This is a genomic window from Psychrobacter sp. SC65A.3 (assembly GCF_025642195.1).
GTDB lineage: Bacteria > Pseudomonadota > Gammaproteobacteria > Pseudomonadales > Moraxellaceae > Psychrobacter > Psychrobacter cryohalolentis.
In genome coordinates this window covers 472,350-498,479 of sequence record NZ_CP106752.1, presented here as the reverse complement: position 1 = coordinate 498,479, position 26,130 = coordinate 472,350, and the positions used below count along the sequence as shown (strand labels likewise).

19 protein-coding genes and 1 pseudogene are annotated in these 26,130 nt (G+C 41.9%); 8 read left to right on the top strand and 12 right to left on the bottom strand.

Features of this window, described 5'->3' with window-relative positions:
* Position 1: 1 nt before the first annotated feature.
* From OEG80_RS02090 to pilG, 7 genes and pseudogenes are all read right to left on the bottom strand, one after another.
* On the bottom strand, positions 2-1,012 hold the full coding sequence (locus OEG80_RS02090; RefSeq protein WP_263241512.1) for a chemotaxis protein CheB: 1,011 nt from the start codon (positions 1,010-1,012) through the stop codon (positions 2-4).
* A complete protein-coding gene (locus OEG80_RS02085; protein ID WP_263241511.1) occupies positions 1,005-7,916 on the bottom strand; it encodes an Hpt domain-containing protein in 6,912 nt (2,303 codons plus the stop codon). The genes OEG80_RS02090 and OEG80_RS02085 overlap by 8 nt, the downstream gene beginning before the upstream one ends.
* A 30-nt stretch (positions 7,917-7,946) precedes the next feature.
* Complete coding sequence (locus OEG80_RS02080; protein WP_263241510.1) at positions 7,947-8,915, bottom strand: CheR family methyltransferase; 969 nt, start codon at positions 8,913-8,915, stop codon at positions 7,947-7,949.
* 189 nt (positions 8,916-9,104) lie between these two features.
* A pseudogene (locus tag OEG80_RS02075) lies at positions 9,105-10,109 on the bottom strand (methyl-accepting chemotaxis protein); the annotation flags it as partial.
* A gap of 526 nt (positions 10,110-10,635) precedes the next feature.
* On the bottom strand, positions 10,636-11,166 hold the full coding sequence (locus OEG80_RS02070) for a chemotaxis protein CheW (RefSeq protein ID WP_020444252.1): 531 nt from the start codon (positions 11,164-11,166) through the stop codon (positions 10,636-10,638).
* Between the two features lie 3 nt (positions 11,167-11,169).
* Positions 11,170-11,532: a response regulator gene (locus OEG80_RS02065; protein ID WP_011514415.1), complete on the bottom strand. Its 363-nt coding sequence runs from the start codon at positions 11,530-11,532 to the stop codon at positions 11,170-11,172.
* A gap of 165 nt (positions 11,533-11,697) precedes the next feature.
* Positions 11,698-12,075 carry a twitching motility response regulator PilG gene (pilG, locus tag OEG80_RS02060; protein ID WP_011514416.1) on the bottom strand — a complete coding sequence of 126 codons (378 nt, stop codon included), beginning with the start codon at positions 12,073-12,075 and terminating at the stop codon, positions 11,698-11,700.
* Between the two features lie 659 nt (positions 12,076-12,734).
* On the opposite strand from pilG, the gene OEG80_RS02055 reads away from it, so the two are divergent.
* From OEG80_RS02055 to OEG80_RS02025, 7 genes are all read left to right on the top strand, one after another.
* Positions 12,735-13,979 (top strand): efflux RND transporter periplasmic adaptor subunit, encoded by a 1,245-nt coding sequence (locus OEG80_RS02055; protein WP_263241508.1) that lies wholly within the window; start codon positions 12,735-12,737, stop codon positions 13,977-13,979.
* 282 nt (positions 13,980-14,261) lie between these two features.
* Positions 14,262-14,984, top strand: a complete 723-nt coding sequence (locus OEG80_RS02050) for a response regulator transcription factor (RefSeq protein WP_011514418.1) — start codon at positions 14,262-14,264, stop codon at positions 14,982-14,984.
* A 137-nt stretch (positions 14,985-15,121) separates the two neighbouring features.
* The gene (locus OEG80_RS02045) at positions 15,122-17,224 is read left to right on the top strand and encodes an ATP-binding protein (protein ID WP_263241507.1); all 2,103 of its coding nucleotides are present in this window, start codon (positions 15,122-15,124) and stop codon (positions 17,222-17,224) included.
* Between the two features lie 322 nt (positions 17,225-17,546).
* Positions 17,547-18,317 (top strand): methionine ABC transporter ATP-binding protein, encoded by a 771-nt coding sequence (locus OEG80_RS02040; protein ID WP_011514420.1) that lies wholly within the window; start codon positions 17,547-17,549, stop codon positions 18,315-18,317.
* 19 nt (positions 18,318-18,336) lie between these two features.
* Entirely contained in the window at positions 18,337-19,023 is a 687-nt protein-coding gene (locus OEG80_RS02035; protein ID WP_011514421.1) for a methionine ABC transporter permease, read from the top strand.
* 265 nt (positions 19,024-19,288) lie between these two features.
* Complete coding sequence (locus OEG80_RS02030) at positions 19,289-20,239, top strand: MetQ/NlpA family ABC transporter substrate-binding protein (RefSeq protein WP_181209654.1); 951 nt, start codon at positions 19,289-19,291, stop codon at positions 20,237-20,239.
* Positions 20,240-20,564: 325 nt separating this feature from the next.
* Positions 20,565-21,413, top strand: a complete 849-nt coding sequence (locus OEG80_RS02025) for an aldo/keto reductase (RefSeq protein ID WP_263241503.1) — start codon at positions 20,565-20,567, stop codon at positions 21,411-21,413.
* A gap of 119 nt (positions 21,414-21,532) precedes the next feature.
* Here OEG80_RS02025 and ccmE read toward each other — a convergent pair whose 3' ends face one another.
* From ccmE to ccmA, 5 genes are all read right to left on the bottom strand, one after another.
* Entirely contained in the window at positions 21,533-22,033 is a 501-nt protein-coding gene (gene ccmE / locus OEG80_RS02020) for a cytochrome c maturation protein CcmE (RefSeq protein WP_133104766.1), read from the bottom strand.
* A gap of 251 nt (positions 22,034-22,284) precedes the next feature.
* Positions 22,285-22,506 (bottom strand): heme exporter protein CcmD, encoded by a 222-nt coding sequence (ccmD, locus tag OEG80_RS02015; protein ID WP_011514425.1) that lies wholly within the window; start codon positions 22,504-22,506, stop codon positions 22,285-22,287.
* 44 nt (positions 22,507-22,550) lie between these two features.
* On the bottom strand, positions 22,551-23,339 hold the full coding sequence (ccmC, locus tag OEG80_RS02010; RefSeq protein WP_011514426.1) for a heme ABC transporter permease CcmC: 789 nt from the start codon (positions 23,337-23,339) through the stop codon (positions 22,551-22,553).
* 205 nt (positions 23,340-23,544) lie between these two features.
* A complete protein-coding gene (locus OEG80_RS02005) occupies positions 23,545-24,201 on the bottom strand; it encodes a heme exporter protein CcmB (RefSeq protein ID WP_263242450.1) in 657 nt (218 codons plus the stop codon).
* A gap of 126 nt (positions 24,202-24,327) precedes the next feature.
* On the bottom strand, positions 24,328-24,957 hold the full coding sequence (gene ccmA / locus OEG80_RS02000) for a heme ABC exporter ATP-binding protein CcmA (protein WP_263241501.1): 630 nt from the start codon (positions 24,955-24,957) through the stop codon (positions 24,328-24,330).
* Between the two features lie 130 nt (positions 24,958-25,087).
* Here ccmA and OEG80_RS01995 point away from each other — a divergent pair, with 130 nt between their 5' ends.
* Positions 25,088-26,125: a hypothetical protein gene (locus OEG80_RS01995; RefSeq protein ID WP_263241499.1), complete on the top strand. Its 1,038-nt coding sequence runs from the start codon at positions 25,088-25,090 to the stop codon at positions 26,123-26,125.
* Positions 26,126-26,130: the final 5 nt, after the last annotated feature.

Here is a 26,130-nt window from a genome sequence, read left to right as displayed (position 1 = left end):
CTCATAAGTCGCTCACAATAAATGAATGTGGAGTGTCGTTTGTCGCTTTATTAGCAATATAGTTGGTCAGCTTTTCTGCCAATGCTTGAGGACTACCGATAAAGGTACAATATCCTGAGTCAATGATAGCCTGTGGCTGACTGGGACAAGTACTCAAACTTGGGTCTTGTGCCCATAACTGACTGTCATTATCTTGTATCAAATCTAAATACTGCGTACCATCATTGCCCATACCTGAAAAGATAATGTTTATTAGCTCGCTACCATAAACATCACTGGTGTTTTTAAGAATCTGACCAATAGCAGGTTTATAATCCCCTACCCAAGCCTGATCTAATAAGATAATGCGACCAGTTGAGTCACAGACAATCTGTTGATTGATAGGTACGATCAGACATTGACCTGTACGCATGCGCTGCGAGGAAGTAATCATCTGGCAGTGCCAGTCATTATGGCGATTTAATATACGTGGCAAGGTACTAATCATGGTTTGATTAAAATGATGCGCTAGTAAAATACTTATCGGCAGTGTTGGCGATAGGTGATCTAAGAACGCTTTAACCGCACTAGGACCACCCATAGATGCCCCTAAGAACACCACATAACGCCAATCACTAATATCATCCTTATAGACAGAATTATCGATAAGATTTGGCAAATCCAGCAGTTGCGCAAGCTTACGTTTGAATTTACGTTGCCATTTAGCGTACTGCTGCGCCTCATTAAGATAAGGCGCTTGACTAAACCCGACCAACATCGCTACAGGATTGGAAGCAGCTGTCATGGTCGCTAGATGCTCATCGTAATCACTGTCTATCAACCAGATATCAATAGCGCTTTCATAACCATCAAACTTATCCTTCAACTGCGATGGTGTAACGCAATCCACCAGATGAAAGCCACAGCTCCGCACTGTATCAGAGAACGCCATCCGCTGCTGATGGTCTTCTGCCACCACCAGTACTTTAATCTCATTTTTATCTTTTAACGCCAAGGCACGTATGTTACCCATGATGAGTTAGGTGGACCTTTTCATCCAATAAACTTTGGATTTTATCAAGCAGCTGGTTTTCTTGGAAAGGTTTGCCCATATAGTCATTTACCCCAATCTCAAGGGCACGTTCACGATGCTTCTCACCGGTTCGTGAGGTAATCATGATAATAGGCAGATGCTGCAAGCGTCCATTATGTCTGACTTGGGTAGCAACTTCAAAACCGTCCATGCGCGGCATTTCAATATCAAGCAGCATTAAGTCAGGCGTCATCTCTTGTAGTATCTCAAGCGCATCGATACCATCTTTGGCAAGTACCACATTGAACCCTTGACGCTCTAAGAATCGTGATGTTACTTTTCTGACTGTGACTGAATCATCAACGACCAGAATCGTGGTATTGGAATCCATATTTCTTTGTTCAGTAGCTTTAGAATGCGTGACGTCTTTGACTAAAGCCGCGTTACGCATCAAGGCTATCAAGTCTAGAATGAGCATCACTGAGCCATCGCCCATAATGGTAGCCGCTGAGATACCAGATAAATTTGAGAACTGTTGCCCCAAAGGTTTTACCACTACTTCAATACGTGAGCCTGCTATTTGATCAACTTGTAAGGCCATATTCTGACCACTGCGATTTTTGATAATAATAAGCGGCACGCTGGTATTGGTATTAACGACCAGCTCATTGAGCTTATTACCAGATAAAATCTCATTTAAATAGCGTACACGATAGTCGGTGTCTTCAAAATTGAGAGTCGCCTCGCCCGATTGATAATAGTCATAAACTTTTTCTGGATTGATACGTACAACGCGTTCAATCTGCACCAAAGGTATGGCATAGTAACGATCCGCTGCTCGAACCACCAAAGCATCAGACACAGCTACCGTTAATGGTACACGAATGGTAAAGCTCGATCCTTTGCCAAGCTCTGATACCACGGATACAGCACCACCTAGCTGACGAATTTCACTAATAACAACGTCCATACCGACGCCGCGCCCTGATATCTGCGTGACTTGTTTGCTGGTACTCAGACCGGCATTAAATATATATTGCATAATATCAAGGTCGCTAAGATTCCTATCTTTGGCGTCGATCAAACCCTGAGAGATGGCTTTTTCGCGTACCGCTTCTACATCAATCCCTTGTCCATCGTCATTGAGCAAAATGACAATTTCACTTCCTTCACGTAGTACTTCTAGCGTGATTTGACCACTGCGCTCTTTACCTGCTGCCAGCCTTGCTGCCACATTTTCGATGCCATGATCGACTGCGTTACGTAACATATGCTCAAGCGGTGAGGTGATGCGCTCTAGAATGGTTCTATCCATCTCATCATCAGCATTGATAATTTTTAGCTCAACCGACTTATTCAGCTCATTAGCCGTTTGGCGGACAATACGCTCAAGCCTTGGTGTTAATCGCGTAAAAGGAACCATACGTGAGTTCATCAAACCATCTTGTAATTCAGTCTGCGTCCGAGATAACTGGAGCAATAGACTTTCACTATCACGCGTTTTTTCTAATAAAGTATGGTTAATTTCGACCAAATCCGATGCCGACTCTGACAAAGATTTTGACAGCTGATTCAAAGAAGAGTATTGATCCATCTCCAGCGGGTCAAAACCTTCATGATTGACCAGCTCTTCATCAATCTGCGATAAAATCTGTGCCTCAAGCTCAATTTCCATACGGCGCAACTGATCCGCTAGACGCTGTACGGTAGTACCCATCTCTTCAATACTGTTGGTCAAGCTACTGATACCCATGTCGATACGAGCACGGTTAATTGCAGACTCACCTGACAGGTTAATCATATGCTCAATCAGACTGCCTGAGATACGAATCATCTCATTATTATTGGCATTTTGCTCTTGTTCAGTCGAATCGTTAACCATCAGCGGCATGGCGCTGATATCTTCTTGGATATAGGTTGTTTCTTGATTTTCTTTGGCAATTAAAATCGTTTCACGCTGAGCTTGCAGGGTTTCTGTTGGTATCTGCTTTAAGCTATTAGGATTTTTACTAAATTGCTGTAATGCCTCAATTAGTAAACTAGGTGTTGGCGGATTAACTTGCTGCGATAGGATAAAAACAGCATCTGCTAGCCAATCATAACAAGCAGCCAGCAACTCCAGCACTTTCGTGGTTGCAGGGCGGCGCTGAGCAACAAAGTCTTGATAAACTGATTCCATTTCATGAGCCAAATCAGCAATACCAGTAGCAGTAACCATACGTGCGCCACCTTTTAAGGTATGCAAGTCGCGTTGTAGTGCTTGCAGCGCAACCATGTCACCAGCATCATTCAAGAATAACTGTAGATATTCATTACGATTGGTGAGCGCTGTGGCCTCTTCTAAGAACACTTCTAAAATATCAGCATCAGGTAACCCATGCGCCCACGATTGCTGAACGATTTTATCTAAACTTAACGCATCTGCCTCATTTGCTACATGTTGGGTATCTTGATTGGCAAAGATTTGAGGCTCAGCTGCCACATGGTTATTTGGCATAGGAATAATAAGCTGTACCGTTTCTGGCAATGCTTGTGCTTTTAAAAACTGCTGTAATTGAGCCATGAGCTCAGGCGCAAAAAATGATTGTTGATAACGTACAATGTGTGCTACCTGCAGCGATAAAGTATCTTGTACCACTTGCATAATCTCAAGCCACTGTGCGGTTGGCTCGCGTTTAGATTCTACAAACGCCTCATAAACGCTTTCTGCTTCATGAGTCAAGTCGCCAATACTGCGGATACCAGCCATACGCGCACCACCTTTGATGGTATGCAGATGGCGTTGGAGTACCTTTAAGGTATTAATATGGGTGATGTCTGCACGCCACTTACTGAAACTCTCGACCAGCGCATCATCAAGCTCTTGCGCCTCTTCTAAGAAGATTTCTAGTAGCTCAATATCCGTATCAATATTTTCAAGCTCTAGCTCAGGTGCGGCAATACTTTGTACAGTAACCTGTTCTTCATCGGCTATATTTTCATCACTTTCATTCTTATCTTGCACAATATTGTCTTGCACGATACTAGTTTGCACGGTGTTGTATTGCTTGATACTCTCTAACCGCTCTAGTACTTGCTCATCAATTTTTAATGACGTACTGCCTGCTAAAGCATCAAATAAACCAACTAACTGCGCATGACCTGCAAGTAGGATTTCTTGGATATCAATATCTGCCGCTTCTTTTGGATATTGGCTCAAATAATGATAAGCATCTTGTAAGGCATCAAGAATAGAGACGAATTTTGGAAAGGCTTGTGCTTTTTCAGTTAAATATTTAATTTGTAAAATTTGCTCAGCGATATAGGCTTGGATTTGCTCGATATCAGCACTGTTAAGCGCTTCATCTAATTGCCACTCGGCATCTAATAACTCATCAATATTGCCATCTAACAAGTCATTAATCGTTGGTTTATCCTCAGTGCTTGCCTCACTATCGTCATCTTGCTCTTCAAGCATCGCCTGTAACGAGGCGATATCCTGCTCGCTTTGCATATGCTCTGCCGACATATCTTGCTGGTTTGCATGTTGTTTATAGTTATGGAGATAACCATCAATAAGCGTGACAGATTGGGCCAGTGCAGTTAAATGGCTTGCATTCATCGGTATATCCTGCTGCTGTAGAAGCTCTAAGCTTTGCTCTATCGTCGCACTCACGTCGCTAATGGCAGTCAATGCACTAGAGCCAGAAGCTGCTCTCAAAGTATGGAATGCGCGCACAATCTCGTCACTTACCTCGACATATGGCTCATTTTTATGATGACGGACAAAGTCATTAACGCCTTCTAACAACTCTTCTGCCTCTTCAATAAAGATGTCAAAAAACGCCTGTTCTTCTTCACTTTGAGGCATCACAATAACTGGTGCTTCTGCCATTTTTTCATTGACCGAATAAATCGTCTGCAAGGTGCGATCAATGGCTTCATCATTCTCCAAATCTTGAATATGACTGTCTAAATCAATGTGACTTGGCGTATGCTTAGCAGGCTGTAACCATTGATTGTATAATGCACAGTAACTGAATTCATCACCTAATTGTTTGCTATAAGCATTAGCACAGGCAACCCACAATGGCATCATAGTAGGATAATCTTGGCTTTCACGCTCGAAAGTGCTTAGTAACTCAGGATATACGGTCAATACATCACCAATCAGCTGCTGTATATCCGCTGAGGCAGTTATGCTCTTATCTAAAATGCGGTTTAGCATGTTTTCTATAGACCATGCTAATTCAGCACTGTAATGAGCACCGACCATCCGACCAGAGCCCTTCAGAGTGTGAAAGCCACGGCGTATGTCTTTCAGTTCAGTCAAATCAGTAGGTGAAAGCTGCCAATGTTCATATAAAGGGATGATTTCATCCAAGACTTCATTAGCCTCTTCTATAAATATCTCTTTAATATCAGGATCAGCATCGTTTGCATCTGTCACTAGCGACTCTGCTTCCAAAATAAATGGCTGCAATACCAAAGGGAGCTCTAAATCTGACAATGCATCCAAAGTGTTAGCTGGCTCTGAGACTGAGCTTATGGCTTGCGCGTGTAAATTATGGTCAAGTATATGATGATCTGATGCAAAGTCCGATTCTTCAATATCAGCTGTTAATGAAGTAGGCGCAGCTACTGGTAAACCTGCATTTAGTGGTTGCTGAGTCATCAAATTATGACTTTGCAAAAGAGTAATAGCAGGGTCAAAGCTTGGTGGCTGCTGTGCTGCAAAGTCAAATAACATAACGGGTAGGCGTTTAGTGGTTTCTGTTATCAACGTTACCACATCGTCCGTTACGGATAAGGTTTTATCCAATAAACGGTTGAGTAGATTTTCGATAGACCATGCCATCTCACTGATGCTAACAGCACCAACCATACGTCCCGAGCCCTTTAAGGTGTGGAAACCACGACGTAGTTCCGTTAATGGTGTTAAATCTTGCGCATCTTCCTGCCATATTGGTAAAAAGTCTTCTAGATCACCAATCACTTCTTCAACTTCTTCAATGAATATTTCTCGAATGTCTTCATCGATATCGAAGGTATCAGGATTTAGCTGTTGGCGCATTTTCAATAAAGCTTCGCTTGCCCCTGTCTCTATAGACTGTTTATAGTCTAATAGTGAGTCAGTCAACGTCTCAGCATTAAAAGACGGTTCAGTGCTAGGCGCAATCTCACCGCTGTCGTCATAGCGCAATACATCATTGGCGGCTGGTTTTTGGGTGAGGAAAGTATCGTTGACTGCTTCAGGCGCATCGATATATGCATTAAGTAGCTTGGCTGCCGTATCAATATAAGCATTTGCTTTTTCTAGTAGTGTTTGATCAACAAACTGTTGCGCAAGATAATCCAATAATAACTCAATGGCACTCAAACTCTCTGCCAACGCTTCGATAACGTCCCAGCTCAATATGGCAATATTATGAGTACGTATCTGTACAAATATATCGGCTATCTTGTCGACTACTTCACCAATCGCTGGCAGCCCCATAATATTAAAAGTCTGGCTCAGACTCGCAAGACTTGCCTGCTCTGGCAATAACTCTAACTGTTGTCGTTGTATATAGTTATGAAAATCTTGCTTAACTTCTTCAGCCGCAATACGTAACTCACGTAAATCCACATTAACAGAACCAACATCTAAACTGTTTGCTGGTTGCAAGTCATTATCAATGCTAGTAGAAACAGATGTATCGCCAATTTTGATAGAAATCATTTGTTCTGTATTATAGACAGCGCTATACAACTCTTGTAGCTGACGTTCAATCTGCCATTGTTCTTGCGTAAAATCCTGCTCTGATAAGAGGCTACGCTCTACATTAGTCGCAATAGCATCGATTTGTGAGGCAAATAATGTCCAGCCACGACTTTTAAGCTGGTTATGCATTTTCGCTAAAGGTTTTAGCAAAGTATGAGGCTTATCAAGTGCAAAAATAATCGTCTCAATCTCACTCAATATACGAGGTAAGAGACCTACTTCAGCGTCTATCTGTACACCGCCATTCAATAAAGATTCAGCATTATCACTGTTATGAATAAGGCTACTTAATTCGCTATAAATATGACTAATGAGACTTTGAATCTCACTTATAGGTGGCTCAATCTGATCTTGATGACTGTCTATCAATTGATCCAGCTGACTTAATATTCCTGCATACTGCTTAGGTAGTGGTATTTCATTTTGCCCAAGATCCTGTAGCCACAGCTCAGCCAGATACCACAAGCGCTGCAAATCAGCTTCTTGCGCCGTTTGCCATAAATAATGGCTGACCTTTTGTAGCACAGTCAGGATAGCAGTCTTATTCATATTGGCAGCAAGCAATTTTTGCGTCTGTTGGCGCCACACTAATAGCAATTGCCGATGCTGTTGACTATCTAAATCTGACACTGATCTACTCACAGGTAGAGTTATGTCAATATCATCATAATCCGATAAGCTAGCCAAATGACTGTCTGTCGTCAATGATAACGTATCTGCAAGCGGCTCTGTGACTATATCAAACTGCGATAAGACTTGTGCTAGATCAGTCAGCGTTTTATTCATTAAAACACTATGATATCTACCTGTGCACACATAATGTTCCAGCTCACGCTGTAACACTTTATGAGCAATCTGCCCTATTCTGAGTTTCTCAGCAGCCAAATTTATATCTAAGCTGTCATTATCTAGATCATCATTGTTTAGACCATCAAAAACACTGGCTTTTGCTAATAGGCTAAGCTTATTCGCTAAACTTGCTAGAGCAGGCAAATTAATCATGATCAGGGCACCAGCAATTTCATGATAGTACTGTTCCATTTGCTCATTATTAGTGCCTGCTGTCTCTAATTGCCAGCCATCAGCTACCTGTGTTAATTGCTGATTAAACAGTGGCAATAACCACTCAAGCGTTACCATGTCATTGGGCTGGTTTTTCATAGATTCATCCTGACTCTTTTAGGCGCTAATTTAGGTACTGATTTTTTGCCACGCATTGAGATGTGGGTGCGCAATACGGCGCATATTTGAAGGACGCCAAAATAGCGCCTCACCTGGAGCCAATATAATATAACCACCTAAGGCGCATTGTTTTGATAATCGAGCTAAAATATCACGCTGATCAAACTTGCGAAAATATAGCAGCATATTTTGACAAACAATCACCTGTTGTAGATGTGCGGTAGGCGGTTTTTCATCCATAATATTGTGTAAAGCAAAACGGACCTGCGATTTTAACGTTGCTGCGACCTGCCAGTAGCAATAGCTACTACTTGCCGTGGTTTTATTTAGATAAGCGTTACCAACACTCGCTTCGTCAGCCATGATTGCTGGTGATAATGGTTGCACAAACTGCTGACAATATGGCGGAATTAACGATTGCTGTTTAGCGTCATATTGACCTAATCGCGCCTTTGCTAGTACTTGTTGACTGACATCTGTACCCAAGATCGTGTAATTGCTCAATTGCTTTGCAGCCAAACTCATTGCCAGAGACCACGTCTCTTGTCCGCTCGCGCAGCCCACACTCCATATGTGAAACATCTCACTAGTATCAGCAGCTATCCACTTGCGGCGCTGATGCTGCTCTGCACATTCTGTGACAAAATTAATAGAAGGCAGATGACGGAAAAATCGGCTTTCATGGATCAATACTTTATCAAGCAAATGCTGGCGTAGCTCATTGTTAAACGGCAATTGCTGCCACAACTGGATGGTAGTCAATCCATAAAACAATGCCGTGTGAATCACCGCGTTTTCCAACCAATTACATTGAATATTAGGTAAAATAAAACCAATCTCACACTCTATATAGCGTTGCCACTGTCTAGTATCAAAATAATCGTCATGCCGTATCATTTTCACATTATCTTGCATGAGGCTGTCTATTGATGTAGCTTCAATTATATGAATACTGCCTTTTTGAATATGATGATTCATGTGACCTGCTATTAATGTTGCTGCTCCAAATTTTATAATGTTTATTTAGAGCAGCAATTTGGTTAACATTTCCATAGGAAAAATCATAGCTATTATCGACAGTTATTACATACTGGCTGAGACTCTCTCATCCATATCGAGATATTCATGATCCATGCTTTCATGATTCAACTGCTCATCATCATTTGATATTTTAAAGCCGGTGACTGATTCTTGTAGTGCTGCAGCCATTTCGCTTAGCTCACCAATAGAACGTGCAGTCGCCATCGTACCAGAAGACGTTTGAGAGGTAATATCTTGAATAATGTTCATGGTATGAGAAATATGACCTGCCGACTCTGCCTGTTGCAGAGCAGCATTTGAAATATTCTGAATGAGATCCGCCAAAGTATTAGAAACGGTTTGCACCTCTTCTAGTGCTTCACCCGCATCTTTTGCCAACCGCGCACCACGTACGACTTCAGACGTCGTTGATTCCATCGACATGACCGCTTCACTGGTATCTGCTTGAATGGTTTTTACCAACGTTTCAATCTGTTTGGTTGCATTTGCCGAACGCTCAGCAAGACGCTGAACCTCATCAGCAACAACCGCAAAGCCTCGTCCAGCTTCACCTGCCATCGATGCCTGAATCGCTGCGTTTAATGCCAAAACGTTAGTTTGGTCTGCAATATCGTTAATCAAACCAACGATATCACCAATTTCCTGCGAAGACTCACCAAGACGTTTAATACGTTTTGAGGTTTCTTGAATCTGATCACGGATAACGTTCATACCTTCAATAGAGCGCTGTACTACTTCTGCTCCATTGTAAGAGATGGCAACCGAACGCTGAGCAACCGTTGCAGATTCTGCAGCGTTATTCGAAACTTGGTCAATGGACACCGTCATCTCATTAATAGCCGCAGACACACCAGCGATTTCTTGTGCTTGATGCTCAGAGGCTGCCGCAAGCTCGACTGCATTCATCTGTGTTTGCTCTGATGACTGCGAAACGCGATCTGCGGTACTGTTAATAACCAGTACCAATTGGCGTAGTTGGTCGATAGCAAAGTTAACAGAGTCGGCAATTGCACCAGTGAAGTCTTCTGATACTGTTGCATTGACCGTCAAATCGCCGTCTGCCAAATCACCCAACTCATCAAGTAGGCGCAAAATAGCAATCTGGTTACGCTCGTTTTCTTCTTGGATTTGGCGCGCACGTTCAGACTCAGCTTCTGCTTCTTGACGACGACGTAAGGTCTCTTTTTCAATAAGTAAACGTTCTGAGCCACCACGCTGCTGTAGCAACTTATAAAAAGCGAAAAAGATACCCAGTACACTGAGCACAAAGACAACTACCGGTATTATGACAGCCTGATTAAAATCGGTTAAATACTCACTGACCGAGGATATGGCATTGATCAGCGCCAATAGAGCACCCATAGCCACTAGAGCACAACCGCCTAGTAATAGTTTCCATTGACTGTTTGCATTTGTCGCGGCTTTATTTACACCGCTTACAGGGTTATTTATAACATCACTCATCGCACTTATTCCTTTCAAACAATCATCAAAGTCTTATTGTGACTGACTCTGAAATCATAGTGTTATCAAAACAACCGTGATGAACAAAGCCTGTATGAATGCTGACACACTACCGGATCATGTCAGCTATGATTCTTCTGCCATCGTTTTAATGAACACCTAATGATCAAACATGACGGGTCATTAAAGACAGTTATATTGCAGCATCGGTATACTGTAGATCCTGTGTCAATAAGCTTGGCATAAACACATACCAATCTTGTTCATCTTTGAAAAATTTGCCATGGTTATAAGGTGCAAATGGCGAATTCGGTTCAATGGCTTCTGGACGATATTGGTCTTGAGTAAACTGCTCGATACCAATCACTTGGTCAACAAGTAATCCTGAAAACACATTATCATGGTCGATAACCATAACTTTACGCTGACTCATTTGCGCTAACCGACTGGGAACTTGTAAAAATCGAGACAAATCGGTCAATGGCAGTAAACGCCCACGAATATTAGCAATACCAAGCATCCAAGGCTTTACTAAGGGCACGCTGGTATATTCTGGCATGGATAATACTTCTGCTACTTGACCCATTGGCGCAACCAAGCGTTGACCGCCAATCTCAAATACTACCCCTTGCCAGTCAAATTCTTGTCCGCCGCGGCGTCCGCTTTTACGCGAACGTGCCATATCTGCTATACGCAGAAGCTCAATAAATCCTCTCGATGCCACAAGCTACTCCATTACTTTACGAATAATCTGGACCAGACCGCTTTCATCAATAGGCTTGGTAAGATACTCTTTTGCACCTTGACGCTTGCCCCATACACGATCGGTTTCTTGATTTTTGGTACTGATCATGATGATAGGAATATGTGCTGTTGCCTTGTCACGAGTGATTTTACGAGTTGCCTGAAAACCATTCATTTCAGGCATGACCACATCCATCAAAATGACGTCTGGTAGATGAGCAATGGCCATCTGGCAGCCTTGTTCACCATTTGTCGCTTCCAATACTTGATAGTTATTTTTAGAAAGCATGTCGCGAAATTTCGCCATCTCAGATGGTGAATCGTCAATGACTAATACAGTAGTCATAGTTATTTCCTTTATTTTCGATGATATCTGTTAGATATAGAGTGTTAAAACAAACCGATTGAAGTAATACTTCATGCTGAACTGAATGCACATTACTGATTATGACAACAATATTTTATCGTTATATGAAAAAGCCTTGACCACTTTTTATGATCATTTTACAGATTAACGATACTGGTTAATTGCCTCAAAAAGCTCATCCTTACTAAACGGTTTGGTCAGATATTCATCAGAACCTACAATACGTCCACGGGCTTTATCAAATAAACCATCTTTAGATGACAACATAATCACAGGTTTACTGGCATAGTCAGGGTTATTTTTAATCAAGGCACAAGTTTGATAACCGTCCAAACGTGGCATCATGATATCCACAAAAATAATATCTGGATTGTGGTCGACAATCTTAGCCAAGGCATCAAATCCATCAATGGCAGTGACAACTTCACAGCCCGCTTTTTGCAGCAAGGTTTCTGCGGTACGGCGAATGGTTTTTGAGTCATCAATAACCATTACTTTTAAACCATCAAAATTATTTTCCATTCTTATTGTCCTATTAACGACTGTTTATTCATTATGCGATATGTTCACAGTACTACTCACGCGTAGTACTGTTCACTCACAATGAATTATCTTAGTATGTTGGGCGTTATGCTAAATTTCTTACAGCATTATTATAGCCATAAATTCAATGATTACTCATACTCTGCAACCATTAATTATCGCAGGCAAATTTAATGAATAATGTAATCGAATCCTCTGTCAATAAACGAGTATCTCTTATTCAATATTGCTTGCTATAAAAACAGCTGAATATCTAGTCTCATCAAAAATCTACTATATTGAAAACCGAAAAAATCAACCAAGTTACAAGTGAATAGCCTCGTTGTTAAATGTCGTCTTTCCAATCGTAGCCATTATATAGAACCAGCATTCATCTTACTGAATAATTTACCTTTGTGATAAAAATGTATCAATATATTTTGATATGTTCGTTTTAGCACAGTTACCAGCCATTATCCAGTAATTAGTGAAATTATGTTCTAAATTTAGCCACTTAACGACTATTCTCTATATAAAAACGGCCTTTTACAGCGTCTCATCTAGCGCTTAAAAAAACCAGTTAAATACAATATGATAGAACCATTTCCCATACTTGTAATTCCCTATATAATAAAAAGTCGTTTATGATGGTGATTGGTATGACATTTTTTATGCGCTCGCTGCATTACATGCGTTTTATATGCTTACAGACTGCGCCGTTAAAAAAGAGCGTTTATATATTGAGCGCCCTATTTCTTATCGCCTGCCAGCCAACATCTCCTACCGAAGCGTTGACTAGCGAAAATAATGAGGCGGTTGATATACCACTCATTAGTGCCGATAGTGTCACCATCACACCTGATCATATTTTAAGTATCAAACCTACCCGTTATCAGCCCAGCCTTGGTTTACAAGGTCGTATCGAACCTATCAAGCAAATCAACCTTATGGCGGCACAGCCGCTGACGGTAGAGCAAGTATTAGTCAGTAATAACCAATGGGTGAAAAAAGGTACGCCGCTAGTCACGGTTCGACGTCAGGAAATTTTAAACAAAGCGATAGGCTCGGATAATACTGAAACCAATATAGAAGCAGAATTAAATACAACTGCTAGTAATGTTGATGGAGCTAGTACATCTGAGAATACTAGCCAGACCTCTGTCTTAAATAAAAAATCTAATGCTAGTATTGATAATAAGACAATGCCAACGCAACCTATTATTAATGATAATAGAGCCGAGCTTGCTAGTAATAGCAAAGGCAGAACAACGGCAAAGCAGTCCTCTGATTTAATCACATTGCGTGCCCGCTTTTCAGGACGCGTAGAGAATCTGTCGGTGCAAGCTGGACAAAAGATAGAAGCTCAAACAGTGTTATTGAAGCTCAGTGACGAAACGGAATTGCATTTTATCTCAACGTTGCCGATTGAAGCTGAATCGCAAATTTCTGTCGGTCAAACCGTCAACTTTACTGCCGAAGATAGAGTAGATAAATTTACCGGTCAGGTCAGTAAAGTGCAGGCGGTAAAACAACCGATGCAGCTTTTGGTCTATGTAAATGTGATCAACAATGAAGTCAGTCGCAATCAGCTAGCGCCTGATATGCAAGTCACTGGCAGAGTTGACTACGGGCAGATAGAAGTGGGTACTATTGTGCCTAAAATTGCCCTACATAATGTTGACTTGACACAAATACAGGTGCCGCCTTACAAACCGCTGCGTTCTTTGACTGCCAATATCTGGATAATAGGACAAGACCAGCGCTTAACCCGCCAGCCTATTGAAGTAATTGAGTACGATCCACTGACCAAACAATATTTAATCGCAGGTATCAGTAGTGACAGTTTGATTTGTTTGGCGAACTTACCCATTGAATCTAAAGGCAAAAAAGTGGTGGTTTCTTAAGCACAGAGCCATGCAGTTACATTGTGTAGAAACATTAACAAAGCACGCCTTGTTTAATAACATCCTGTTTAGGCAATATAGCGTATTATGGATAGTACGGATTACATACTTTTATTGCATAGCATTAAAGCATGGCTTGTATCTCTTGTATGGATAGCTACTTTTGATTTACATATTTATCATATGAGCATTTGGGATAATTGAAAACTAAGGGCAGACGCCACTTTTATAAATTGTAAAAGTGCATTAAGACAAATTATAACAACAACTAGAGGAAACATTATGAGTAAGCAGATTTTGTTAATTGAAGATGATCCAGATTTAGCAGAATTAATCAGTGATTATCTGACCATGAATTATTATGATGTGCATCATGCAGGTCTTGGTCAAGAAGGTCTGGATTTATTAGACACCAAAGAGCGTGATATTGACTTGGTAGTACTTGACCTCATGCTACCCGACATGGATGGTATGCAAGTTTGCCAAAAAATCCGTGGCAATAAAAACAATATGACCAATAAAGTGCCGATCATTATGTTGACAGCAAAAGGTGATACCACAGACCGCGTATTGGGTCTTGAGATGGGCGCTGATGACTATATTGCCAAACCGTTTGAGCCGCGTGAACTGTTAGCTCGTATTCGTGCGGTTATTCGCCGCCATGAGCAGCCAAACCAAGCGGACAGTCAGTCAGATAGCTTAACTTTTGGTCGTTTGAGCGTGTTCCCTGACAGTCATGAAGTGACTATCGATGATTTACCTGTACGCTTGACAACGCATCAGTTTCAATTGCTGCATTATTTTGCCACTCATTCAGGCAAAGTACTAAACCGCGAGCAATTATGGCAAGCTATGCCAAATGATGACAGCTCAGACAATATTGATCGCGCCATTGACGTACATATCTCGCGTCTTCGTGCGTTGATTGAAGACAATCCCCGTCAACCAAAGCGTATTATTACAGTGCGCGGCGTCGGTTATCAGTTTGCCACTGATCAAGTGTAGTCAGTAGTAAACTGTTGGTAAATAAACAGTCAAACAGCTTTAAAATAGTTCATTAAAAGGGGTATCATATGTATGATAACCCCTTTTATGTTTGATCATACAAAGTGGCATAAGTTTTTGATAATAGAGATTATTTAATGCAGCAATTGGGTTTTCGTTCCGTATTTGCCAAGCTATTTGCCAGTGTCATGCTGGCGCTTATCTTGTTTGCTGTTGCGATGGTATTATTAACACAGCTGGTACATGATAAAGATGCGGGCATTCGCTCAGAGGTATTGGCCACGCAAATTTTAGGACAGATCGATCCTTTTTTGCATGAGCTAAATATCGCAGTTAGTAAGGAAAATCGCCTACAATCGCGTTTTATGCTAGCCGTAGTCAAAAAAAGCTTCGATATCTTTGATGAGTCATTGCAGGCAAAAATGGGCTTATATGACAGCGAAGGTCATCTACTGATGCAAACAGATAATAGCGATTTGCCGCTAGAGCTTCCTGCTACGCCGTCTTTGTTCTCACGCGTTTTCCCCTCTTTTGCAGAAACGTCACCAACCAAGCAAGCTCAAGTTTATAGTAGTACTGGCTATACGCTATTATATGAGTCACGCTTGCCACCCAAAAAGCCGGTTCTCTCTGCGGCGCTTAACTTATTTACTGGCACGCTCTTATTGCTACTCATTATGGCAGGCGTCCTTTGGTGGATTGCCCGGACCATTACTTGGCGTATTAATCAGATGAGTCTACAGATGGCTCAGCTTGGCGATGGTGACTTTACCGTACGGGTAAATGCACGCGGCAATGATGAAATCGCCTCACTGGCACGTGGATTTAATCAAGCAGCACAAAAGATTGAACACCTTATTGATGCCAATAATTTATTACTTGCACATGCCTCTCATGAGCTGCGTACACCCATAACACGTATTCGTCTACAGATTGAGATGATGGACATGCTGACAGGTCCATTGCCAAGTGACAACAAAGCCAAATTTGATAAGCGCGCTCAAGCCATTAATCGCGACCTCTCAGGTCTCAATGATTTGGTTGAAAGTATTCTATTAGTGAGCCGTTTGGATGCTGGTCATGCCTTACAGCAAGTTGAAAATTTAGATTTATATGATTTGGTGAATCAAGAACGCCAACACTATCCTGAAGCAACGTTAATTGGCGAGCACATCGTGATTGACGGTCAATCATCAATGCTCACCCATTTAATTCGCAATCTATTAACCAATGCCATGCTGCATGGAAAACCCCCAGTCACTGTGCTACTGTATGGCGTGCAGACCCTTGAAGAAGCTGAAGACATCCCTGATTTTTTATTGCAGACAGTCCTATGCAGTAGCTTTATAGACTATAACAGCTCAGACTTTTATTCTGATGAGTCATCTTATAGTACAAATCCGCTTGCTCATCAGCAAGATACCGTATCAGAGCCGAATAATTCTATTAGCGCAGCGCTTCCAAAGCCAAAAGCAGCAAATAGTGAGTCTGTAGTGATATTACCAGCACCAGCTATTTATCAAAATGGTGAAAATTTGGTGAATGATGCTCATACTAGTACTGATAATGAATCTGATAATACTGTGAATCAAGATAGCGATAGTACTATTTTAGAGCAAGTAGAGCCTACTAATACGAGCAAGACATTTGAAAAGGTTGGTAATTCTTCATTGTTTGATAATTATCATAGTTTTACATCAGATTTGACCGATAAGCTAAAGAAAGTGATGTGGCGTGCCGTGCCTGAGAAGCAACGGTCTTCTGAAGATCCTGACCATGCTATTGATGACATCTCTGGTAAAAATGCTATCAATAGCAATAAAGAAGATACCAATAAAGTGAATAAAAATGGTGATATGGCGATAAAAGAAAGTGATAAAGCAATTGATAAAGAAAGTCCTGAAACGTCAAATACCACCCGTAAAGAAAGCCTATTTAGCAAACATCTCAAAAAATCTAAACCGGAGCCAACACTTCCGCTTCCGAAGTATGTGGTATTGGCAGTGATTGATGAGGGTGATGGCATCCCTGAAAATAAACGTGAAGAAGTTTTTAGCCCCTTTGTGCGCTTGCAGCAAAAAAATAAAGGCTCAGGTCTTGGGTTGTCCTTAGTATCACAAATTGTCACCGCCCATCAAGGAAGAATCACTACTGACACTATCAATGGTCACACGCGATTTTTGGTGGTATTACCTGTTAAGCTCAATCCGCATTACCACCATCATGACAATCGTGACTGATTTTATTCGTTCATATCATAAACAAACTCTCAAAAGTGCTATAGGATAAGAACTACAAGCCTTTAGCATGCATAGCGATCAATAAGTCAGAAAAACATACCATAATGACATCCTACCTATTTCATTCTATATATCTTGATATTGACTAAGCTAAGTTCAAAGTCAATCATCGATGCCTGTATCAAAAACCTTGCATAATATGCTATATTAGCGCCCCTTATTATGGGGTTATCGAATGTGGTTTTAACTCAACTGCTCAGCAGTCAGAGAGACGACGACCACTTCATAACCACTAAAACATTTATTGAATTTTGAGCCTTCCATGAGTGACATGATTGTCTTAAACGATGTGACCAAGAGTTTTTTGAGTGACCGGTCTATAAAAGATAAAAACGGCAAGCCGCATTGGTTTACTGCTGTTGAGCCGACGTCACTAACTGTCCAGCAAGGTGAGATTTTTGGCTTGATGGGCTATTCAGGTGCGGGTAAATCAACACTTTTACGCCTGATTAATTTGCTTGAACGTCCTGATTCTGGTCAAGTGATTATCGATGGTACAGACCTGACTTCTTTGTCTGCCAGTGACTTGCGTATCGCCCGTCACAATATCGGTATGATTTTTCAGCAATTTAACTTGATGTCTAATCGCACCGTCTTTGACAATGTTGCTTTTAACTTAACGGTTGCAGGCTACCCTCGCGCTGATATTCATAAGCGTGTCATGGATTGTCTAGACATCGTTGATTTAACCGACCGCGCTAGCCACTATCCTGCGCAGTTGTCAGGCGGACAGAAACAGCGTGTTGGTATCGCCCGTGCGATTGCGCCAAGCCCAAAAGTACTCCTTGCTGATGAGCCAACCAGTGCGCTCGACCCTGCCACTACGCGCAGTTTGTTGACTTGCTTGCGTGATATCAATGAGCAGCTTGGCGTCACTATCGTCATTGTAACTCATGAGATGAGCGTCATTCGTAGACTATGTGACCGTGCAGCCTTGTTACATCAAGGACAATTGCTCGAAGTAGCAGACATCCGCGATGGTCTCATTCAGGCCACCACCCCAATTGGCAAAGGCTTAGTCCACGAAGACTAATGAGGTAGGAGAAATAAACATGATAACTGGTGCAGAATTATCCGCCTCGATAGACAAGCTACTCGCCCTGCGTAAAGAGATTTGGCAGGCATTTTTAGATACTTTTATTATGCTTGGTATCTCAACGACAGTTGCCATTCTTATCGGCGGTCTGTTTGGCGTCTTCTTATTTTTATCCAGTGATCGGCAGTTTTTACAAAATAAAACGCTCTATGCTGTACTTGGTGGCATCACAAACTTTATGCGTGCCTTTCCATTCGTCATTTTGATGATTGCCATGAGTCCCTTTACCAAAGCTATCGTCGGTACTGGTATTGGTCCTATCGCCGCATCATTGGTGCTTGCGATTGCTGGCTCATTTTACTTTGCGCGCTTGGTTGAGCAAAACTTACGTGAAGTGCCGCGCGGTATTATTGAAGCAACTGAATCGATGGGCGCCCGTCCCTTTACCATCATCAAAGTACTGCTCAATGAAGCACGCTCTGGCTTGGTCTTATCCGTGACCATCCTTTGTATCAGCTTGCTCTCTTTTTCAGCAGCGGCTGGTATGATTGGCGGCGGCGGTTTGGGTGATTTGGCAATTCGATATGGTTACTATCGTTATCAGACTGAGGTGATGGTATTCATCGTCATTATGCTGTCAATCATGGTCATCGGTATTCAAGCCTTAGGGAATTGGGTTGCTACTCGATTAGATAAACGTTAAAAACCTGTGATCACTTGACTTATTGAAACTAGATATTAATGACTGAGTGATGCTTGATATGAAGAGTTTACAGGGTCTAATGCTGATTCATCCTAAGCAAACGCTTGACTTTGTAACTGATTCCCTTTAATTTTGATACTATCTTAACACTCGTTAACTTAGCAGCATTACTATTCATAATGTTGCTTTTTTAATGCGGTTTTTTAATTCTATTTTTAATCTCAGTATTTTATCCTTTGACTCCTACCCTTATTAAGGAAGTTCCATGAAATTAACAGATATCAGCCGTCAAGTAGCGACTGCATTTGCTGCTGTTGGCGTATCAGGCCTAGTGTTGGTCGGTTGCAATAATTCATCAGCACCAGAAGCCACCAAAGAGCCAGTTACTGAAGGCGCAACCGAAACTACCAATACAGAAACCACTGCTACCAGTGATATTGATCCTGAACACAGCAAAATCGTCATCGGTACGACCGAAGGTGACTTTGCAGATATGGTTCGTAACCAAGTAAAAGGTTCATTAGAAGCACAAGGCTATGAAGTTGAACTGGTAACCTTTACTGATTATGTCCGTCCAAACGTTGCGTTAGCAGATGGCGATTTAGACATCAACATCTTTCAACATAAGCCTTATCTAGATACCTTCAAAAAAGAAAACAACCTTGATTTGGTAGAAGTCTTCCAAGTTCCTACTGCCCCATTAGGTATTTACGCTGGTAAAAAAACCAAAATCGAAGACGTTTATAAAGGTATGAGCGTTTCTGCGCCTAATGACCCGAGTAACTTTGCTCGCGCATTAGTCATGATGAATGAGCTTGGCTGGATTACGCTAAAAGACAATATCGATCCATTGACTGCCTCAAAAACTGATATCGCTGATAATAGCAAATACGACATAAAAATCGTTGAGCTAGAAGCGGCGCAGTTGCCTCGTGCGCGTGACGAAGTAGACTTTGCTATCATTAACGGTAACTACGCGACCGATTCAGGTATCAAGCTGACTGAGGCGCTATTCCAAGAGCCAAGCTTTGCTTATGTAAACTGGTCTGCTATCAAAACTGCGGATAAAGATAAAAAATGGGTAAAAGACGTTACTAACGCTTATAACTCAGATGCCTTTAAAAAATATGCTCACGATAGCTTCCCTGGCTATAAATATCCAAAGATTTGGGGTACTGACACTACAAGTACCGCACCTGTAGAAGCTGCTAAATAGTGAAAACAGTCATGAATAGTTAATAGATTTAATACGACTCATCTATTCAAATGATTCCGTTTTAAGTAATAACAAAAAGTCCATTATTGATAAATAATGGGCTTTTTTTGATCTGTATTTTAGTAATGATAAGCAAAAAATAATTTAAATGACGTTACAGCCTGTTTGTCGTTTGTAGGAAAGCGTCACCTGCCCTTTCACTTACCGCCATTTCTTTCTATAGTGGTTAAGCTTATTAGAGATTGAGAACATTATATTTCTGATCAAATACTTTATTTAACTATAAAAGCTATTAGTAGATCACAAAAAAGACAAGGATAATAATATGCGTGCTAAAACTTATAACATTCGCACCGCTGGACAAGCGAACATTCCGGTACTCGGACTGGGTACGTGGCAATCAACGGGACAAGACTGTATTGATGTCGTCAGCCAAGGTCTAAGAATGGGCTATGAACACATTGATACGGCTCAAGCATATGGCAATGAAGTCGAGGTTGGTAAAGGTATTAAGCAATCAGATGTCGCTCGCGATAAGTTCTTTTTAACGACCAAGATATTCCCTGATGACATGAAGTTTGAGCCAGAAAAACTTATTGCCGCTGCTAAGCGCTCGTTGGAAAATCTAGATACCGATTACGTTGATTTACTGCTGCTACATTGGCCTGATGATCGTGTGCCCTTATCTGAGACCATCCCCGCGCTTTGTGAGCTGCAAAAACAAGGGCTGACTCGTAATATCGGTGTATCTAACTTTAATATTGCTAACATCATTGAAGCCAAGAGATATGCTGACGTGCCGATTGCGGTCAATCAGGTTGAGTTTCACCCCTTTATTAAGCAAAAAACGTTGCAGACCTTTTTAAACAATCACCATATTTTATTGGAAGCGTATTCGCCGCTTGCCCGCGGAGATGTTTTTGATAATAAAATCATTAAAGACATCGCTGATAAACACGGTATCACTGCCGCACAAGTTTCGCTGGCGTGGATTCTAGCCGATAAGCACCGTATTGCGATTCCAAAAACGTCTAATCCTGAGCACTTACAAGGCAACTTAGATGCCATCAAAGTAGAGTTGAGTGCGGATGAACTTGAGAAAATCGGCAGCTTAGCGCGTAGTGACGGGCGTAAAATTAAGCATCCAGATTATTCGCCAGAATGGGATGATTAATAAATAACTCATACTTATTTAAGTATTAGGTTCGCCAAAAAAAATCCAGTGATAAAGGTCACTGGATTTTTATGTTTAACGCTTTTTACGATAATTATCGTTTATTGTTGCCAGCGCAATTACTGCTGTAAAGTCTTGGTCTCATGAATTTTTTCAGCAGGATTGTATTGCTCAGAAGAAGGGACTGCACCATTGCGATTATTTTCTTTCATCGATTTAGCAACTTCTGGCGGCATATAGTTCTCATCGTGTTTTGCCAGGACTTCACCTGCGACAAAGGTATCACCTTGCATTTTACCCGTCGCGACAACACCTGAGTTCTCAGCGAACAAATCTGGCAAAATACCTTGATAAGTCACAGGGACGGTCGATTGAAAATCCGTGATGGCAAATTCAACGCTCAATGGGTCGTTTGGCGCACGCTGTACACTACCAGCAACCACCATACCACCAGCACGAATACGTTTGTCTTGTGGCGCTTCACCTTGCGCAATGGCAGTCGCGTCAAAGTAGTAGTCGGTCTGTTGCCCAATGGCATAAATCACCAATACCACGGCTATGGCTGCCCCTGCAAGCGTAAACATAACCCACATCAGTTTTTTACGACGAACTGCGTTCATACTACTACCTCATTGATGAGTCGCTGTTTTAGACATTATCCATCTATAAAACAGAAAATATTAAAGAAACTACCATTAGAAAAACGTCCTAAAAATGTCTTTCTAATCGTACTCTTCTAATAACTATATGGTAGCATTTTATGAATAACTCAATAAGGTTACCCACCTTTATAGAAATCCTTTATCTGCTCATTTATGTATCAGCGAAATGTATCAAATCCAGATATTAAGGGTATGAGATAAAATGATTTCTAGTGAGTATTTTTAGTCACCGGTGTTGGCGTTTTGGTCGTGCGCTGTGCCTGACGGGCTTGTTGAATCGCCAGCTGCTTAATAAGAGCTTGTCTTTGACGACGGCTATAAAATACAAAAGCCAGCATCATGCCAACGGTAATCGCCCAGCATGACCAGACAAAAACGCCATGCTTACCCATTGCAATAAACTCAGAAAAACTATAAAAGTAAGGCTGCATCATATTTTCCTAGCCATTATTTAGTTGGTCGACAGTCATTACAGTCATTTGGCTTGTCCACGGATGTATTCTTTCACCCACGCTTTACCTTGATCACGATGCAAGATTAAAGTGTTGGTACGGTAAATCGCTAAGGTTGCGACCAATAGGTAACTACCGATAATCATCAGTAGTAATGGCAGCCACATATCTGCTGACATCTTAGGTGCCGCAGTCAAGGTAAAGGTCGAGCCTTGATGTAAAGTGTTCCACCACTCTACTGAATACTTAATAATCGGCAGATTCACTGCGCCAACGATAGACAAAATAGCGGCAGCTTTACCGCGATTCGCCGTATGTTCAAAGGCGGCAAACAATGCCATCACACCGGCATATAAAAATGCCAAGATCAGCATCGATGTCAGCCGCGCATCCCAAACCCAGTAGGTTCCCCACGTAGGTTTTGCCCAAATAGAACCCGTCAGCAAACTAATCACACACAATAAAAACCCCAGAGGAGCAAGTGCCTGCGCCACAAGGCTGGCGGTCTTGATTTTCCAGACTAAGTAAATCACTCCAAGTACAGCTAAGGAAAAATAAATTGAAATAGCAAGGCTTGCTGCCGGTACGTGGATAAAGATAATACGATAGCTATTGCCTTGTAAGTAATCAGGCGGCGCAAAAGCCAGCCCCCAGATACTGCCGATGAGCAGGCAAAGACTTGCTAGTATCGCCAGCCACTTGACCCAAGGCGAAAAGATGCGAAAGAATTCCTTGGTACCCACCGTGGTCAGGAAAACTTGCCAAATGCGTTGCCACAGGCTAGGAGATGAGACATTATTTAGGTTGGGCATGGAAATAAACCTATTACGCAGCTAGTGATTATCAAGTTAAACGCATGATTCATAAAATTATCCGCTAACCTGCTGGCGTTAAACGCTGGATAGAATCTACACGTGAGTGTGTTTAATAGACTATTATAGCAAAGTTGCCAGTTTTCATCATGTTGTTAATATAAAAGGCTTTAATAAGAGAATGAACACCATGCCAGTATAAACTTTAATTCAACCACGACATTTTTAACGTCATAGCAATCACCCATGGCATCACTAGCACTGAGATAATACTACCTGCCAGCAACAACGCCAAAATAGGCAGACCGTTAAGACCCGTAGCAAATAAATCAACCGCACCGGTGGCAAAAATCAATACCGGCAACTGCATCGGTAAAGCGATTAAAGGCACTAGCACAGCGCCATTCTTCAATGATAACGTCAAACTACTAGCAACCGCTGACAGCATTAACAGCATCGGACTACCCGCAACAATTGATGCCATCAATATCCATGCTTCAAACCAACTCAGCTGAAATAAAGGCACAGCAAGCAAACTTAATACCGCCACAATACCACTGCTAAAAATCCAGTGAATCACCAAACGGATAAGCACCCATAACGGCAGCGACGCTTTGGCGACAACCAATTGCGCCAATGTGCCATTATCAAGCGCCGGCTTAAACAAACCATCAACGCCCATCACCAATGACAATAAAGCAGCAATCCACACCGCCGACACCCCAAGGCGTTGTAATAGTGCAGGCTCGCTTCCAACCGCTAGCGGAAACAAGGTAATAATCACCAAAAACAGCACTAACGGATATAACCACTGTAACGCTCCCTGCTGCTTTACTTGCCACTCACGGCGCCACAGCTGCATAAAACTGATACTGCGCACATCAGCTGTATGAGCATTTATGATTGATAATGAACTGTCTGTTTCTATCATTTATACGCTCTTCCACTAATGCCTATCGCATTTATACTGACAATGATACTGATAGCGTTATACCATGTAATCGGACAAATCAAGCACTTGATTGGCAACGCCGACTGCTTGGTGACTGGTCATTAATATCGCCCCGCCTTCATGAGCAAAATCGCGTAATCGGGCTTCCATGCGGGCTACCATATCAACATCGAGTGCGGTGAATGGCTCATCAAGTAACCATAATGGCGTCACTTCAGGCGTCAGTAAGTATAACCGCGCAAGGGTAATTCTTCGAGTTTGACCCGCGGATAAATGACTTGAGCTGATGGTTTCAAACCCTTGTAATCCTACCCAAGTGAGGGCGTCATCAATATCAGCAGCGCTTGGTGTGATACCATATAAATTCAGCAAAAAGGTGAGGTTTTGAGCAACGGTGAGATTGGGATGAATGCCCAATTGGTGCGATACATACAAAGGCTGAATCGGTAAACGAACTGCCCCTTGATAATAAGTCTCACCTGTTAGCACTGGCAATAATCCAGCCAGCTGCATAAGCAACGTGGTCTTGCCGGTACCATTGGCACCAATTAGATGGCAAATGCTGCCTGCAGACAACTTGAGTGACACTCCTTCACATAGAGGGATTTCACCACGCTGAACGGTCAGCTCATCAAGCGCAAGTAAGGCGGTATTCAGAGCCGTCATACAACCTCTCATTATTTATTGACCCGCAGTCAATATTCATCACAAACCAAGACGATGTTCGTGGCATAATACTTTATGCCCCATAACCATACAGTATAACAAATTGTCGATTACTATGACCTCAAAACCTATGCAGACTTCAAAAGATATTCAAACCCCAAATACGCCTATGCTAACGATAAACAGCTTAATTGATGCACAAGTCACGTTTATGCAGCAATGGTTACGTAAGCAAGCTGAACCGCTGAGCATTGAAGCTTGGCAGTGGCTTGGTGCGCAGCCATTGGACAAATATATCAGTAGCGATGATTTACAGCGCCTACTTAATGATTGGCTACTAGACCATCCTTTAAGCGAGGTGATGCGTGCCGATATCCGTGATATCTTGCATAGCATTATTTATCATCCAGCCAATGAAAATGTGCCGTTATCAGAGCTTATCGATGATACACAAGTTGAAACGCTAGCGAACTATGTCGGCAGCCATGAGCAGCAGCGTAATATCTTGATTCATACCTTGGTTGGCAACGATACATTTGCAGATTTGTTGACCCAAACGCTATACCACGCCATCAACGACTTTATGGAAAATACGCTAGAAAAAGCGGGCGGTGTTGGCAAACTGATGAAGCTTGGGCGCAGCTCATTTGAAAAGGCAACCAACAGAAATCTTGATGAAAAATTGCAGACGTACCTGCATCGTAATATTAAAGATTTGGCGCATCGCGCAGAAGCCAATGCTCAAGAACATTTATCCAATGAAGAGGTGGCTCGATTATTGGTCACTGGTTGGGCGCGCATTAAAGAGCAGCCGATTAGCCATCTCCAAACCTATTTACGTGATGAGCCTAATGATAGCAGTATCGATCATATTGAAGCCAGTATTCAGCAGAGTTACAACCGCTTACGCATCTCCCCTTATTTACATAGCCTTGTAGCAGCGAGCGTTGATACTTGGTATCGCAACCATCAGTCCGATACCATAGCACAGGTGGCAGAAAGCTTACATATTAATGAGGCAGCAATGATGCAGCTGTCCACTACCCTAATGCCTATCATCAATGATGCGTTTGAAAGCGAATGGTTGACCGCGCATCTGCGTGAAATGCTACAAGCGTTTTATAGCCAGCCCAATATCAAAGACAGTTTGAGTTTCAGCAACCAGTAATTTAT